The following is a 16,712-nucleotide window of genomic DNA, read 5'->3' as shown; positions in this document are numbered from 1 at the left end:
TTAGTACCGAAAAATCAGCAAGACGGTCTTGCACTGCTATCATCATTTTTGCGTGTATAAATTAATACTATGAATAATCTGGATTTGCATGACATACGTCAGGATTACAGCCAACAGTCACTTAGTGAAGCCGATTGTTGTGCTCATCCACTAGAACAGTTTCAAAAGTGGCTAACAGAAGCCATACATGCCAAAGTGAATGAACCTACTGCGATGAATGTGGCTACAGTGGATCAACATGGCCGTCCCAATGCGCGCATCGTATTATTAAAAGAAGTGACCGAAAAGGGCTTTGTGTTCTTTACCAATTATCACAGCCGTAAGGGTCGTGCTTTAAGCCAGCATCCCTATGCTGCACTGACTTTTTTTTGGCCAGAGCTGGAACGTCAGGTGCGGGTGGAGGGCGTAGTACTGCAGCTAGCTGCTGAAGATTCTGATGCTTATTTCCGTTCCCGTCCCTACAGCAGCCGTATCGGAGCCTGGGCAAGTGAGCAAAGTTCGGTTATCAGTAGCAAAGCCGTGCTGATGTCTCGTGCCGCTGCGTTTGGAGCAAAATACTTGCTGAACGTACCACGTCCTCCGCATTGGGGTGGGTATCTGGTCGAGCCTGATCTTGTGGAGTTTTGGCAGGGAAGACCTAGCCGTCTGCATGACCGTGTTCAGTATATGCGAGAAAAAGGCCTATGGATTAAGCAGCGATTAGCACCATAGAATTTGCTGACATTTTTCTAGTTAATACTATTGCTCACGGTTCATTTTGTTTGCGAAAGTTGTAGCCAGCGGGCTGTCGCTCAGAACTTTCTGCTGAATAAATTCTTCTGCCATCGTTTTAAGTTGAAAACGATCTGCATGTTGATTTTCTGTAATCATTAGTGGTTCAGCAAAATCCACTTTTACTGTAATTTCAGGTATCGAAACTATGTTCCACAGACTGCGCAGCAAACTGGTTTTACCGGCAAAGGCTACTTTAGGTGTGCGTTTGGCCTGTGTATCGTAATAACGTATGGCAACAGACATTACCGGCCGATTTGCATCAATGGCGGCTTGAAATAGAGCAGCTTTAAAGGGTAAGGTGGTCAAACCTTCAGAGGTGTACGCTTCGGGAAAAAAGAGCACATTTCTGCCTTGCAGCAAAGCTTCTTTGATAGCTTTAATCACAGGGCTAATATCCTGCCGTGACAGCCTGTTAATGTAGACGGTACCACCATTAGTAGCAAGTTTGCCCAATACAGGCCACGACTGAATACTTTGTTTGGCAATATACCCGCCTGGTATATAGGCCATCAGCACAAATATATCCAACCAACTCACATGATTAGCCACAGTCAGCCACGGCATACTGGCTGTATTTGGTAGAGGTTGTTGCGGTTCTACCTTAATATGAAGTATGTTGAGCAAATTTCTTCCAATGGAAACCAGTTCTCCATTCCGTTCGGTTGCACTGAGTTGCTCAAAATGATTAACCCGTCTGATGGTTTGTCGTAGCCACAATGCCAATTTAAAAATACGTTTATAGCGGGTAAAAAAAGAAGTAGATTTTGATGATGTCATTGTTATTTATCGTTATTTTTGGCAATGAGGGCAATAAAAACTGCTACGTTGCCCCAATACCATTTTCTCAATCGGATGGCCGCATTTTAAACACGGTTCTCCAGCTCGTCCGTATACATAATGTTGTAACTGAAAATAGCCACTATTACCAGCACTGTTTACAAAATCGCGCAGCGTACTCCCACCAGCATTAATTGCTTCCTCCAATATTTGCTTGATAGCTCTAGTCAGTGCATTAACCTGAATTTTGTTTAAGCTCATGGCGGCGGCTGCAGGATGAATGCCGGAGCGAAATAGTGCCTCATTGGCGTAAATATTGCCTACACCCACCACCGTATGATTATCCATAATTGCCAGTTTAATCGCTCGCTTTTGTTTAGCCAGTTTTTGCTGCAAATATTCCTCATTAAATTTTTCACTTAGAGGTTCTGGTCCTAAATTAGCCAATAGAGGATGGTGTTCAACTACGCCAACAAACCACAAGACCGCCCCAAAGCGTCTGGGATCATGAAAGCGCAGCAAAGTGCCATTAGTAAACATAATATCCAGATGGTCATGTTTTTTCACTGCTGGCGCGCTGGAGTCAGTAAAAATACGCAGGCTTCCAGACATACCTAAATGAATAATCAAGGTTCCTGAAACTAATCCAATTAACAGATATTTTGCCCGCCGTTTCACCGAAACAACTATTTCACCCTCAAGTTGCGCACTCAGATTCTCCATCACCGGCCAGCGCAACTGTGGCTGTCGCACTTCAACACAGTCAATAGTCTGATTCACAATATAAGGCGCAATTCCTCGCAGAGTGGTTTCAACTTCAGGAAGTTCGGGCATAATTTAATGATAAAATTCTGAATAAAATCGACACAATATCATCATGAAAATAAATTTGAAAGTGTATACCTCTGCCATGGGCAGTAAGATAAAACTGTTAGATGTATGCGCAGCCAAAAATGTCTGTGGTAAAGTAGCAAATTACTTTACCGCAATGAAAAATAGTTATTAAGCGGGCAACGGCCGGTTTTCAAGATTGTCTGCATAACATAAATGAACAGACATCTGATTTAGCTGAATAAATCGAAACAGCCCATACCGTAATAGAATTGTTATTAGTTTAAAATCAGTCTTTACAACAACTGATCAGCATATTTGGAGAAGTTTAATGCCTCGTTGGATTCATCGCCTTACCCCGATTGTTATGAGCTTAATCGCCATCAGTGCGGCTAATGCGGGCAATACTCAAGAACGGCCGATATCAATACCCTCGATTCAGACCAGAATAGAGCGGGTAAACCAAATTACTTCACCCGATGATGCTGAATCACTACAAAGGCGTCTTACTATTGCTAGCCGTGCTAATGACATCTTCACCCTCTTTGCTAGCGAACTTATTTATTCGCAGGGAAAAAGCGATATCGCATTGGCAACAGACATGCGCATGCTCGAACATACACAGGAGCCTGAAGTTGCTGAACGTGCTATGGAAATGGCTCTTGGATCCAATAAAATAGCCGAAGCGCAAGCTATTGCTGAGCGCTGGAAGCAAATCGAACCAAATGAAACTCCTGCTAGACAGCGCCTGTTGTGGGAGCTGGCATTGGCCAAAAACGATTTCCCGCAAGTAGTCAAAAACACAGACGCCGTTTTATCTCATGCCAACGATTATCAGCTGCGTCGCCTGTTTTTAAAACTGGCACAATTTCGCTTGAACCACTTGAATGCCTCGGATGAACTGAATACGCCAATCCACAAAACCGCAGTATTACATCCTGAGATGGCCGAAGCTATGATTGCTGATGCCATCTATGGGGTAACCGGTGCACATGAAGAGCAGACCATCAAAGCATTACAGGCACTGGTACGTTTAGATAGCGATATTTTTCCGGCTAGCCAACTCACTCTAAACTTAATAAATATTAAACAGCCACAATATCTGCTGGATTTTTATCAGCAAACCGGTGTAGATAGTATGCCTTCTAAATGGCAAAGTTTATATATAGAGTTACTTATCAAAAATAACAAATTGCAGCAAGCCTATCAGACCCTGCAACCTTTGCTGGCCAGAAGCAAAAGTGCCGATCTTTATTTGCAGGCTGCATTCCTCGCCGTTAGTCAGAAAGCGGACACCGCTACTATTGCTTCTTATGCTGAAAAAATAGCCGAACTGGGTAACCGCAATCAGCGCAGTAAAGCGGCAATCATGGTAGCTATGCGCTATTATGATGAACACAACCTAGCAGCATCACGTGCATGGGTGGCAAAAGCTGATGATCCCCAATTTGCTTTTGATCAAGCGCTTATGATGTGTTCACTCGAAGCGGAAGAAAAACACTGGTCAGCTGCGCAGAAATGGTTGAACAAAGCTCAGGCAAGCAAAAATCCGGGGATTTTCTTCAGCGCGACCGATTTATTACGACTACAAACATTCGTTAACAGCTCTTCACTCACCAGCCGACAGTACGAACAATATCTGAATAAAATGTTGGCCAAAGCAGAGCAGGGGAATTCAAAAGAGCGCACAGAAAATGTGCCACCTTTATTACTTCTGCGTGGCTTGTTATACGCAGATAAACTTAACGAGCCAGCCAAAGCCGTTGCCGATATGCGCCGCTTTGTACAAATGCGGCCAGATCAAGTAGATGGCCTGAATGCGTTAGGCTATACCTTACTGAGTTTGCCGAAAGAAAACTGGCACGAAGCTCAGGTACTGCTTGAGCGCGCTTACGCCTTAAGTAGTCAGTCCCCTGCTGTCAACGACAGTCTGGGCTGGGCGTATTATTTAAATGGTAATGCTCAGAAAGCCTTGCCTTTGCTTGAGTATGCGTATCAGCAGCAGCCGGAAAGTGAAGTGGCTGCCCATTTGGGCGAAGTATACTGGCATCTGGGCAGAGAATCAGATGCACGTCGAATATGGTCTCAAGGCTGGCTTAAGCCTAAAAGCGACCGTAAAATACTGACTCAGATTCTAAATAAACATGGTATCAAGCCAGACAGCCTGCCGCTAAATACAGCGAAAAAAGAAGCATCACAGTCAAATGTGGATTTTTACCTGCAACAAGCCAGTGCTTTATATTCTAATGACGAACGTACATCTGCCGCATTTATCGACAACATCAACAAAGTAATGCAGACAGGAAATGCAACTCAGCGCAGTGAAGCAGCATATATGGCAGCCTCACGCTATTTTTCTGAAAAAAATCTTCCTGCTACACGTGAATGGCTAAGTAAAGTTACCGACAATAAATTTGCCACAGATAAAGCATATCTGATGGGTATGCTTGAAGTGGAACAAAATAATTTGGCTGCAGCTCAGCAGTGGCTTCAGCGCATGAATCAGAGTAAACAACCGCTGTATTTTGAAGGCGTATTCTTACCACAGGCTCTATCCATATACATTGATTCTAAAACGCTTGAACCCAAAGCATATGTGCGTAAACTGACTCAGCAACTAGAAGAGGCACAGAAAAAGGCCATCGTTACAAAAAACAATTTGCCGGTAGTGCTTATACTCTATTTCCGCGGAATAACTTATGCAGAAAAACTTGATCAGCCAAAAAAAGCAATCAAGGATTTTCGTGCCTATACCGAATTGAAACCGGATGATGCAGAAGGCTACAACGCATTAGGCTATACCATGCTGAGTATGTCAAAACGTCATTGGGCTAAGGCACTAACCATTCTGCAACATGCCTATCAGATTGAACCAGATTCTTACGCTATTCAAGATAGTCTGGGCTGGGCGTATTACCTTAATGGTGATTCCAAAAAAGCTTTACCTTTGCTGCGTACTGCCTATGGCAATACAAAAGAAAGTGCCATTGCTGCACATTTGGGAGAAGTCCTTTGGCAAATGGGTGAACAACAGCAGGCAAAGCAGGTTTGGGCACAAGGCCTGACTTATCAGGATTCTGACCAAAAAGATTTACAGCAGACCTTAAAAAAATTTGCTGTCAATCCGGCCAGCCTGTCAGACAAAGCAGCATCAGAGCAGACAGAGCAAAGTAAATAAACCTTAATCAGACTATTAGTTAAAATGAGTCTGAAAGCCAGATTTTAATTGAACTTCCAAAGAAGCTACCGCAATGGCAATATATGCGGCTGCATTTGATTAACAGGCAGACTGTATCCAGAATATCAGCTTAGTAATCAAACCATATTGATATATAAACGATACTAGGAACCAGAACGGAATATTATGTATTCATTGCTGCGCAAACCATGTCTTCAGCTATCAGCGGCCGTTATAAGCTTAGCTTTAAGCGCCTGTAACAGCATGGCACCAGAGAAAATTACCACTACCTCGGACTGGCAGGCAGGTCACGAGCAGACATTATCCGGATTTGATAGTTCAGGCCGGCTTGCAATCAAAGATCAGGGAAAAGGAACCTATGCCAACTTCAGTTGGCAGAATTTAGGTTTAATACAAACCATCGAAGTAAAAACACCTCTGGGCAATAGTGTAGGGGTTTTATGTCAGGACAGCGACGGCGTTATTGCTGAAGACAGCAAAGGTCAAGTTTTTTCCGCCAGCAGCATTGAAGAATTAAGCCAACGTATGCTTGGATTTGTACTACCCTTTGATCATCTCAACCAATGGGTACAAGGATACTGGATTGAGAATGAACCCTACCAGCTACTACCCGACGGCAAACTCAAACAGTCTGGCTGGATTATTCAGCGTCAGCCGCAAATAAATAGCCGTAGTCCCCATATTGTAGAGCTGAATAATGCACGTTTTGATATCAGGCTAGTTTTTGATGAATATACTGATACTCCAAGCCAATCATCAACCAAATGTGAATTACGGCATAAAACATCCTGAACTCAGGAATTAGCATAATATGGATAATTTTCAGCCAGCGGCTGATGCCAGCCATTTCTTGGTACCTGCCAAACTGAATCTGGATTTACGCATTATCGGTCGCCGCGCAGACGGCTATCATTTGCTTGAAACCATTTTCACCTTAATAGCACTGTATGACCATATCTGGCTTAGAAAAAACACCAATGGCAGCATAACCATGCATACGCCCGTATCTGGTGTCGAATCTCAGCAGGATTTATGTGTACGTGCTGCACAATTGCTGCGCGGCCATACCGGCATCGAGCAGGGAGCAGACATTTGGCTAAACAAACAGATTCCCATAGGTGGAGGACTGGGAGGGGGTAGTGCTGATGCGGCAGTGGTGTTAATGGCACTCAATCGCCTCTGGCAACTGAATCTAACTAAAAACCAGTTACTACATTTGGGCGTACAACTAGGTGCTGATGTGCCATTTTTTATTTTCGGACAGAATGCATTTGCACGCGGTATTGGTGAAGACTTGGTACCTATATGCTTGCCAAAACAATGGTATGTGATTATCAAGCCACCAGTGCATATCAGTACAGCGAAAATTTTTGCACATAAAGACTTGACACGAAATTCCAAGCCACGCATAATGCCAGACTTCCAAGCAGGACAGCACTGGCGCAATGATATGCAGAGCGTTGTTTTAGCTGAGTATCCAGCGGTAAGGGAAGCATTTGAAGCTTTGGCTGAGTATGGTTCACCCATGATGAGTGGTTCTGGAGCATGTGTATTTTTGTCATTTGATTCTGAAAGTGCCGCTCAAGCTGTTTACAATAAAGTTTCTGACGCGCATCAGGCGTATTGTGTTGCTTCCCTGACGAGGCATCCGTTTTATCAATGATGTGTGTTGTTGGGGAGTCGTCAAGTGGTTAAGACACTGGGTTTTGATCCCAGTATGCGTAGGTTCGAATCCTACCTCCCCAGCCAGTTGTTAATATAAACACTGGGGAGTCGTCAAGTGGTTAAGACACTGGGTTTTGATCCCAGTATGCGTAGGTTCGAATCCTACCTCCCCAGCCACACTTGGAATAATATAGTAGTAAACCATTTTGGGGAGTCGTCAAGTGGTTAAGACCCCGGATTCTGATTCCGGTATGCGTAGGTTCGAATCCTACCTCCCCAGCCAAATTCAGATAAGCGTGTAAGGTCTACTTACACGCTTATTTAATGTTTAAATGACAAACCATTGAGTAAAAGCATGATTACCCCGCCAAAAGTGGTATAATCTGCTGCTTGCATAGTCTGGTTGATGCAAAACAGGCATCGATTAGACGCAACGAAATTGCATCAAGGAATAAACGTTTATAATTTAGTGGTAGACAAACCGGTTAAAGGATTGCAAAACATACAGATTCAGTTACCGTGATAGGGATATGGTTGTTTATCATGCTGCTATCTGCAATGACTAATATCCGCTGATGAAACCTGATTCACACCTGATACTGCAGCAAACCATTACATACCGGCAAATATTTTCAAAAGAAGTGGTGATTACTTTTAAATTAAAGGTAACGAGAAAGCATAATAGCTGATAGAGTAAGTAAAATTGCTTGATCTGAAAATTATGCCCTACTTGTTTGATGACAAAGCACCTGTATTCTAGGTGCGAAGAAAGCCATAGATTAATGTTTAATCTACCTCACACAAACCAAAGCAAACCAAAACAGGATTCAGGTACAACAGAAATGGCAGCATACGACAGTTTGATGGTGTTTACCGGCAATGCGAACCCAGAGCTGGCTAATAACGTAGCCAGACATTTGGACATTTCATTGGGAAGAGCCTCTGTAGGAAAGTTTTCAGATGGCGAAATCGCAGTTGAGTTACTGGAAAATGTACGTGGGCGCGATGTATTTATCGTACAGTCCACCTGTGCGCCAACTAATGACAACCTGATGGAAATCCTTACCATGGCTGATGCACTCAAACGTGCCTCTGCTGGCAGGATTACCGCTGCCATTCCTTATTTTGGCTATGCTCGTCAGGATCGTCGTCCACGTTCAGTGCGGGTACCGATTTCAGCCAAACTGGTAGCCAATATGCTGTATTCTGCTGGTATCGACCGCGTGCTCACCGTGGACCTGCATGCCGATCAGATTCAGGGGTTTTTTGATATACCAGTTGACAATATCTATGCTACCCCGATTCTGGTGCATGATATTGAAAAACAGCGCATTGATAATCTCACTGTAGTCAGCCCTGATATCGGCGGAGTAGTTCGTGCGCGAGCTGTGGCCAAAACTTTGGGTACTGACTTAGCCATTATTGATAAACGTCGTCCCAAAGCTAATGTAGCAGAAGTCATGAATGTGATTGGTGAAATCCAGAATCGTACCTGTCTGATTATTGACGATATGATTGATACGGCCAATACCTTGTGTAAAGCAGCTTCTGCATTAAAAGAACGTGGTGCCGAACGTGTATTGGCCTATGCTACACATCCAGTATTTTCTGGTGAAGCCATTGAGCGTATAGCATCATCGGAAATCGATCAGGTGGTGGTAACCGATACCATTCCACTATCCGTAGCTGCTCAGAATTGTGAACGAATTCGTCAGGTAAGCATTTCAGGCTTATTGGCTGAAACCGTACGTCGTATTAGCAACGAAGAATCCGTGTCATATCTCTTTAATGAAGATGTGGCCATACCGGGAGCGATGTTTCTCCCTTAATCCCCCAGATGCCGTCTTAAGCTGGTCGCGGCCGATGACGGCATGATTAACCTTGGAGTAGTTATGTCTTACGAAATTAAAGCAGAAATCCGTGAAGCTCAGGGCACTGGTGCGAGCCGCCGCCTGCGTCGCGAAGGAAAAGTACCAGCTGTATTGTACGGTGAAGGCACCGAGCCGGTAGCCATTACTGTAGATCACCGCACCTTATGGTATGCTCTGGAAAAAGAAGCTTTCCATACTGCCATCATCAAGCTGGACGTAAATGGTAAAACCTACGACGTTATCGTACGTGATTTCCAAATGCATCCGTTTAAACAGCAGGTACAACATATCGATTTTCAGGCTGTTGATGCCAATAAAGCCATCAATATCCGTGTACCACTGCATCTGCTGAACGCTGCTATTTCTCCAGCAGAAAAATTGCAGAGTGGCCGTGTATCTCTACTGGCTACCAGTGTAGAAGTAAATGCTTTGCCGAAAAATATTCCTGCGGTGCTGGAACTGGATGTTGCTACTATTAGCGCTGGTGAAATCCGCCACCTGTCTGATTTGGTGTTACCGGAAGGCGTAACTTGCGTTGCTCTGAGTCGTAAAGAAAATCTGGCCATTGCTTCAGCCACTGGTAAAAACAAATAAGTTGTTAAGAATTCAATCTGTTGCATCTTAATATCTATAAAAAGCCTAAATCTGTTAAGACAGACTTAGGCTTTTTCTTTATTATTCTTATTCTAATCAATGTATTCCTGACAGAATAAAAATGCCCGATGATTTTGTATTATCAAAAGTTCCAACCAATATCATTGGCCTTAAAAAATTTACTTTTAAGAGTTAGATACAAAATATTCTGTGATAAATTGAAGTATTAAAATTATACACCCTCTCTATTATCTAGTATTGGTAATAAAAAACCAAGATGCCATTAGATATAGTAAGTTTGAACATATAATATAAAAGCTTCCATAGATTCAACAATAGAAGCTTTATCATAAATGCAATATCAACTAAGCTGCTTTTCAGCTAAAAATAATTATTTAAAAAATAAAAGAATAATAGATAAAATTAGAATTAGGTTTTTTTGCTGCCGGATTGTCTGCGTGTACGTTTTTCAGACTTTGGATGCTGGCTTTTGCCTAAATTTAGTTTGTTTGTCTTTTGCTTTTTATTAGTTACTTTTTGTGTCTTTCCAGAAGAAGAGACATTCAGTTTATTCTGAATTTTTTGGGCATTATTTTTCTGGCGTCGCTTACCGCTATTGGCACTGATTAATACCAAATCAATTCGGCTGGTATCGAGATCGGCTCGTGCTACTTTTACGGTAACCTTATCGCCCAGTTTGAATCGAATACCGCTACGTTCTCCAATAATGGCCATTAATTCTGGATGAAAATTGAAATAATCCTCACCCAAATCACTGATATGGATCATACCGTCAATATAGACATTATCTAACGTTACAAACAATCCAAAATTGGCCATGCCGGAAATTGTACCGGAAAATACCTCTCCAATTTTGTCACGCATATAGTAAGTTTTAAGCCAGTTTTCAACATCACGGCTCGCATTATCAGCTTTACGCTCAGCCAAAGAGCAATGTACTCCAAGCTCAGCCCATGATTTTGGCTGATACTGCTTATGCTGTAAAACAGCCTTGATGGCACGATGTACAGTCAGATCGGGATAGCGCCGAATCGGAGAAGTAAAATGAGTATAAGCAGGATATGCTAAACCAAAATGGCCAATATTTTGAGGCTCATATACTGCCTGCTGCATTGAGCGTAATAGCATCACACCGATAACATTGCGATCCGCTCTGTCTTTAATTTTTTCGCTCAGCTCAGCATAATCCTTAGGTGTTGGATGATCGCCACCATTCAGACTCAAGCCAAGCAATGCAAGTTGTTCTCGCAATGTATTTAAACGCTCACTGGTTGGACCAGCGTGATTACGATACAGGGTAGGGTGCTTGTGCTGTTTAAGAAATTCTGCAGCGCAAACATTTGCTGCCAGCATACATTCCTCAATTAGCCGATGAGCCTCATTGCGCTCAACTGGGACAATTCGTTCAATTTTACCCTGCTGATTAAAAACCATCTGCGTTTCAATACTTTCAAATTCTACAGCACCACGTTGCAGACGTTTTTTCAATAATATCTTATACAGCCGATATAAATTCATTACATGCGATTTAAGCGGATCGTCAAACTGATCATTACTAATCCAGTCCCAGGCTTGCGTATATGTCAGGCGCGCATGAGAACGCATAACAGCTGGATAAAACTCATAACTTTTTATATTGCCGGCATAAGTGATAACCATATCGCAGACTAGACACAAACGCTCAACATTAGGGTTAAGTGAACATATTCCGTTTGAAAGATTTTCAGGTAACATGGGTATGACACGGCGCGGGAAATAAACACTGGTCGCGCGCTCCTGAGCATCACGGTCAATTGCATCATCGGGCTGAACATAATGGCTGACATCAGCAATTGCAACCAGAAGTCTATAGTTACGTCCAATTTTTTCAGCATATACAGCATCATCAAAATCTCGGGCAGTTTCACCGTCAATCGTGATTAAAGGCAACTCGCGCAAATCAACTCGGTTTTTTCGCTCAGTAGGCTTTACGTGATCGGGTATTTTAGCTGCCTGCGTCAGACATTCTGAGCTGAATTGATAAGGTAAATGATGTTTGCGAACAGCAATTTCAATTTCCATTCCACTGTCTGCATAATCCCCCAAAAGTTCTATTACCCTAGCCACAGCAGCCTGTGTTGCGTTAGGATAAGATTCGATTCTGGCTACCAATACTTGTCCTGTTTTGGCTTTACCCAATGAATCAGGCTGGAGGACAATACTGGCTCCTAATCGCTTGTCTTCTGGCACCAGCATTGCGACACCATGCTCTATAGCCAGGCGGCCGACTACATCTCGATTGGCACGCTCTATCACATCCAATACCTGACCTTCACGACGACCGCGTCTATCTGTGCCTGCTGGTCGTACTGTAACAATGTCACCGTTCATTAACCCACGCATCTGGCGGGTATAGAGTACAAAGTCACCGCCATCACCTGGATTTAAAGGTACTGCAAAACCAAAATCATCCTTGTGAACTTCCACTCGGCATTTTACTAAAGCCAGCTTATTAGCGACACAGACGGCACCGCGACGATTGATTAAAATTTGTCCGTCACGTGCCATAGCAGTCAGGCGGCGCTCAAAAAATTCTTTTTCATCCTCAGTAATGGTGAGTTTTTGTGCCAGCTCATTGATTTTGACAGGAATGCCGATTTTTTCCAAAACGGCAATAATCCACTCACGGCTGGGTAAAGGATTAGGATATCTCTGTAATTCTCGTTCTAAATAAGGGTCTTGATGGCGTAAATCTGATTTTTTTTTCATATAGTATTGACAATCTCTTTAGAGAATATATAATGCATTTCCTCAGCTAAAGACATACTTTAACTGAAAGTTGCAATATATGCAAAAGCCCAGGTGGCGGAATTGGTAGACGCGCATGGTTCAGGTCCATGTGCCAGCAATGGTGTGGAAGTTCGAGTCTTCTCCTGGGCACCAGAATTCCAAAAAAAAGATATCCAAGCGATTGGATATCTTTTTTTTAACTATGTAGTAATAAACTAAAATTTTGGGCACATTGATTGCCTTATCTTTTAATCAATGAGTATATGCAGATTCAGATTAAAGTTGGATAGGGTGATAAATCGAATATTCAATGTTTAATTAAAATAGTGTCTGATGTGATATCCTCAGTAGCCTATTCCAATGATTTTTTCCTTGCAGAATAATATTTATTAAGTTTGATAAAATTAAGAAAATATCAAGATTTGAACTACTTTCTTACATTAACTGGTAACTGATTGAATGCCCATTCTTTATCTGTGCAAACACGTGCCAATACCAAACCTAGGGGCAGAGAAAGTACGATAAGCATGGCTTGTGCACCCCAGTTAATGGCGTTAATGATATCGTTTTGCTGGAGAAAATACATAGCTCGGAACATATAAATTCCTGGTACCATAATACATACTGCCGGTACAGACAAAGCAATACGTGGGGATTTACTGTGATGGCTAAAATAAAACGCACTGAGACCAACAATGAAAGCAGCTATTAATGAAGCTCCCTGTATAGGAATGTTGGTAAAGTCAATTAATTCTAGGCGTAAAGTATTGGCATACATGCCGATAAATGCAGTTGTCAAAGCTGTTTTAATCGGACTATTGAACAATAATGAAAAGCCCAGCACGCCAAAAAAGCTGGCAAGCAAACGAAAAAAGGCTGTCCATATGGGATACAGAGTAGGAGTCAGCATGGGTTCTGGTGCCATGTGTATGCCGGCTGCTACAATCCAGGCAGCAAAAGTGGCACAAAAAATCACTGTCACCGCATAACCCACACGCTGGATTCCAGAAGAAAAGTCTTGTTTGGCTAAATCGAGTACCCCGGTAATTAGTGGAAAACCGGGTATCAGAAACAGCATTGAAGCTATATAACCGGCAGTATGTTGAATATTAATTTTTAATGATATGTAGCTGATGCCGATAATCATAAAATATAAACTTGAAGCCACAGCAGCTGCCAGCATGGTAACGACAAACTGATTCAGGTGCTTATGTAACAGCGTACGCCGTAGAGCCTGCCCGAAGCCAGATGCAATAAATACGCCCAGCATTTCTACCGGCCCTCCGCCAATTAAAAAAGTAAACGATGAGCAGGCAATAGCTGCAAATAATGCAGATTGTGGAAGATTATATAAGGCCGGTTGGTTTTCGATTTTTGCCAGAGATTGGTCGAGATAACGAATCAATTCGCTTTCGCTCATTTGTTGGTAACGGTTTTGTATGTCAATTAATAGTGTTTCCAGTAATTGAATATTATTGGTATTAATGCCTACACTTTGTATGTTGGTTACCTCGGTTTTAAACTGTTTGCCACTACGACAGGTGGAATTGATTTCGGTTAGTGTAATATGCGCCTGATTTTCTACTCCCAGCATACTGGCTACATGGCGCATAGATTGTTTGATACGGTAGCTGCCGGTACCTGCTGCCAGACATATTTTGCCTACACGTAATACCAGATCAGATTTTATGTTTAGCTGAAGTTCATCGGAAGATAGGGGTAGTGGCATAATGTTTTTATTTGATAAGAATGTAAGTCGATATTATAACGCTTGTAATTATAGAAAGTATTAGGGTTAATTATTCTTGTTAATATTGATTGTAGGGCTGAAAAAAATCTGCTGATTCATTCCAAAAATATATATATGAATTGCTAGTATTTATTTTAAAATTTGATTATAAAAATGATTTATTTTTATTGAAGATGAATTTAATAAACCGGCTAAAACCGGTTAAATATAAGTAATGGTTCTGTAGGGAAAACAATATTAACCATTTTATTTATAAGTAATTGTTTATAGTTTGTTTCAATCCCATTCCTTGGGTTTGAGTTCGGGATGCTCCCTGAATGCAGGCTCTAGGAAATCAAGCATTTCTCCCATAATTCTTCCGACTATTCTTCTGTAAGCTCTGAATTCTTCTTCAGGACAACAATCCTGGACTTTAAAAAGCGTCTGGTTTAAATCGTTGGTTATTTTAAACATTAAATCTCTGATTTCTTCGGCAATTACTGGATCTTTTATCATATTAGAATACCATTGGTATATTATTATAAGCATTAAGTAGTTTAACTCAATTTTATATAATACGTCATATACTATTGGGTTTTAATTGGACTTATTAAACATTTATGCTTTAGTTACATAGGATATTTCAGATTTGTTTTAGTGATAAAAAAGCAGCTTGTAATGTAATCTGACAAGCTGCTTTTTCTGAATTAAAAAATGAATGAGTTATTCGTTTATTTGCGCTGTTAATTCTCTTGTTTCATGGAAACGGATATCTGGCCAGCGTTCTTCAGTTAAAGATAAATTAACACGGTTGGGCGCGAGATAAGTAAGGTTGCCACCGGCATCAGTAGCAAGATTGAGTACGTTGGCCTTTTCGAATTCGGCCAGTTTTTTCCGATCTGCACAGGATACCCAGCGTGCTGACCAGATGCTAACAGATTCAAATACGGCATCAACGCCATATTCATTTGCTAGTCTGGCAGTGACTACTTCAAATTGCAATACGCCAACGGCGCCAAGTATAAGGTCGCCACCGTTGTGGGGGCGGAATACCTGCACGGCACCTTCTTCGCCTAACTGTTGTAATCCTTTTTGAAGCTGTTTCATTTTCAATGGATTTTTAATCCGCACTGCGCGAAACAACTCGGGGGCGAAAAAGGGGATACCAGTAAAGGTAAGACGTTCACCTTCAGTGAAGCTATCACCAATCTGGATATTGCCATGATTGGGAATTCCAATGATATCACCAGCAAATGCTTCTTCAACTAATTCGCGGGTGTGAGACATAAAAGTCACCACACTGGAAGCAGCAATATCACGGTTCAGGCGCAGATGTTTGATTTTCATACCGCGAGTAAACTCTCCGGAACAAACGCGCAGAAAAGCAATACGGTCGCGGTGCTTAGCATCCATATTAGCTTGAATTTTAAAGACAAAACCAGTGAATTTGGCTTCAGTTGGTTCGACAACGCGTTCTAAGGTTTCCCGTGGCTGTGGCGCAGGTGCCCAGTCAATCAAAGCATTAAGAATTTCCTGTATGCCAAAGTTATTAATGGCAGAACCAAAAAATACTGGTGTCAGTTCACCGCGCAGAAAGGCATCTAAATCAAATTCGTTGGATGCTGCTTGTACCAATTCGATTTCTTCACGTAATTGCTGGATTTCAATGGGAAAAAGTTCATCTAAACGCGGATTGTCAATGCCTTTGATAACGTCAAATTCATGGGGAAGTTTTTCACCTCCAGCTTCAAACAGATATATTTCGTCGTTAAGGATGTGATATACGCCTTTGAAGTTTTTACCCATTCCAATTGGCCAAGTAATCGGAGCGCAGCGGATGTGCAAAATATTCTCTACTTCATCCAACAATTCTAATGAGTCCCGCACTTCACGATCGTATTTATTCATGAAGGTGACGATAGGGGTATCACGTAAACGACAGACGTTTAAAAGCTTGATGGTTTGTGCTTCAACACCTTTGGCCGCATCAATTACCATCAGAGCACTATCAACTGCAGTGAGTACACGATAGGTATCTTCAGAAAAATCTTCGTGTCCAGGTGTATCAAGTAAGTTGACCACATGTTGGCGGTAGTCAAATTGCATTACTGAAGAAGCTACAGATATTCCGCGTTGCTTTTCGATTTCCATCCAGTCTGAAGTGGCAAATTTGCCAGATTTCTTTCCTTTTACTGTACCTGCGGAAAGAATGGCACCAGAAAACAGTAATAGCTTTTCGGTGAGGGTGGTTTTACCGGCATCAGGGTGGGATATTATCGCAAATGTACGGCGGCGTGCCGCTTCTTGGGCAATCTGGCTCATGATTTTATATATTCTGCAAACAATAAAACAAGACGGCTACGGCCGTCTTGTGAGAATATTTATATTGTAGCACAGATTAATATTAGAACTGTTAATTGTGTGGTTTAGCGAAAAAAAAACAAATTAATATTTTTGTATGAAAAGATGCTTTGAAATGTGT

At 42.0% G+C, this 16,712-nt stretch carries 12 protein-coding genes and 4 tRNA genes; 10 read left to right on the top strand and 6 right to left on the bottom strand.

The features are described from left to right. The first annotated feature begins 78 nt into the window (after positions 1 to 78). Positions 79 to 711, top strand: coding sequence for a pyridoxamine 5'-phosphate oxidase (gene pdxH / locus J3U64_RS01200; protein ID WP_267408363.1), 633 nt, complete (start codon positions 79 to 81; stop codon positions 709 to 711). Between the two features lie 27 nt (positions 712 to 738). Here pdxH and J3U64_RS01195 read toward each other — a convergent pair whose 3' ends face one another. Both J3U64_RS01195 and mutM read right to left on the bottom strand, forming a co-directional pair. After that, positions 739 to 1,551 carry a lysophospholipid acyltransferase family protein gene (locus tag J3U64_RS01195; protein ID WP_267408018.1) on the bottom strand — a complete coding sequence of 271 codons (813 nt, stop codon included), beginning with the start codon at positions 1,549 to 1,551 and terminating at the stop codon, positions 739 to 741. Between the two features lie 12 nt (positions 1,552 to 1,563). Beyond that, a complete protein-coding gene (gene mutM / locus J3U64_RS01190) occupies positions 1,564 to 2,385 on the bottom strand; it encodes a bifunctional DNA-formamidopyrimidine glycosylase/DNA-(apurinic or apyrimidinic site) lyase (protein ID WP_267408017.1) in 822 nt (273 codons plus the stop codon). A 328-nt stretch (positions 2,386 to 2,713) separates the two neighbouring features. Between mutM and J3U64_RS01185 the strand changes: the two genes are divergently transcribed. The 8 genes from J3U64_RS01185 to J3U64_RS01150 all read left to right on the top strand — a co-directional run bounded on the left by J3U64_RS01185 (position 2,714) and on the right by J3U64_RS01150 (position 9,711). After that, positions 2,714 to 5,560, top strand: coding sequence for a tetratricopeptide repeat protein (locus tag J3U64_RS01185; RefSeq protein ID WP_267408016.1), 2,847 nt, complete (start codon positions 2,714 to 2,716; stop codon positions 5,558 to 5,560). A gap of 186 nt (positions 5,561 to 5,746) precedes the next feature. Further along, positions 5,747 to 6,373: a lipoprotein insertase outer membrane protein LolB gene (gene lolB / locus J3U64_RS01180; RefSeq protein WP_267408015.1), complete on the top strand. Its 627-nt coding sequence runs from the start codon at positions 5,747 to 5,749 to the stop codon at positions 6,371 to 6,373. A 19-nt stretch (positions 6,374 to 6,392) separates the two neighbouring features. After that, entirely contained in the window at positions 6,393 to 7,244 is an 852-nt protein-coding gene (gene ispE, locus J3U64_RS01175) for a 4-(cytidine 5'-diphospho)-2-C-methyl-D-erythritol kinase (RefSeq protein ID WP_267408014.1), read from the top strand. Positions 7,245 to 7,254: 10 nt separating this feature from the next. Then, positions 7,255 to 7,330: transfer RNA gene (locus J3U64_RS01170), tRNA-Gln, on the top strand. A 17-nt stretch (positions 7,331 to 7,347) separates the two neighbouring features. Continuing rightward, positions 7,348 to 7,423 (top strand) — tRNA-Gln (locus J3U64_RS01165). Between the two features lie 30 nt (positions 7,424 to 7,453). Continuing rightward, positions 7,454 to 7,529, top strand: a tRNA-Gln gene (locus J3U64_RS01160). Between the two features lie 559 nt (positions 7,530 to 8,088). After that, complete coding sequence (locus tag J3U64_RS01155; RefSeq protein WP_100140241.1) at positions 8,089 to 9,075, top strand: ribose-phosphate pyrophosphokinase; 987 nt, start codon at positions 8,089 to 8,091, stop codon at positions 9,073 to 9,075. Between the two features lie 63 nt (positions 9,076 to 9,138). Beyond that, positions 9,139 to 9,711, top strand: coding sequence for a 50S ribosomal protein L25/general stress protein Ctc (locus tag J3U64_RS01150; protein ID WP_267408013.1), 573 nt, complete (start codon positions 9,139 to 9,141; stop codon positions 9,709 to 9,711). Positions 9,712 to 10,140: 429 nt separating this feature from the next. On the opposite strand, the gene rnr is transcribed toward J3U64_RS01150, so the two are convergent. After that, positions 10,141 to 12,480: a ribonuclease R gene (gene rnr / locus J3U64_RS01145; protein WP_267408012.1), complete on the bottom strand. Its 2,340-nt coding sequence runs from the start codon at positions 12,478 to 12,480 to the stop codon at positions 10,141 to 10,143. 87 nt (positions 12,481 to 12,567) lie between these two features. On the opposite strand from rnr, the gene J3U64_RS01140 reads away from it, so the two are divergent. After that, positions 12,568 to 12,654 (top strand) — tRNA-Leu (locus J3U64_RS01140). Between the two features lie 274 nt (positions 12,655 to 12,928). On the opposite strand, the gene J3U64_RS01135 is transcribed toward J3U64_RS01140, so the two are convergent. The 3 genes from J3U64_RS01135 to J3U64_RS01125 all read right to left on the bottom strand — a co-directional run bounded on the left by J3U64_RS01135 (position 12,929) and on the right by J3U64_RS01125 (position 16,552). Continuing rightward, positions 12,929 to 14,230 (bottom strand): threonine/serine ThrE exporter family protein, encoded by a 1,302-nt coding sequence (locus J3U64_RS01135; protein WP_267390237.1) that lies wholly within the window; start codon positions 14,228 to 14,230, stop codon positions 12,929 to 12,931. Positions 14,231 to 14,527: 297 nt separating this feature from the next. Next, positions 14,528 to 14,746, bottom strand: a complete 219-nt coding sequence (locus J3U64_RS01130; RefSeq protein WP_267408011.1) for a hypothetical protein — start codon at positions 14,744 to 14,746, stop codon at positions 14,528 to 14,530. Positions 14,747 to 14,953: 207 nt separating this feature from the next. Then, a complete protein-coding gene (locus J3U64_RS01125; RefSeq protein ID WP_100140119.1) occupies positions 14,954 to 16,552 on the bottom strand; it encodes a peptide chain release factor 3 in 1,599 nt (532 codons plus the stop codon). Positions 16,553 to 16,712: the final 160 nt, after the last annotated feature.

The sequence above is a fragment of the Snodgrassella sp. B3800 genome, from assembly GCF_026535865.1.
GTDB classification, from domain to species: Bacteria; Pseudomonadota; Gammaproteobacteria; order Burkholderiales; family Neisseriaceae; genus Snodgrassella; species Snodgrassella alvi_E.
Note: the sequence above shows the minus strand (reverse complement) of the source record. Positions and strands in the feature narration are given on the sequence as shown.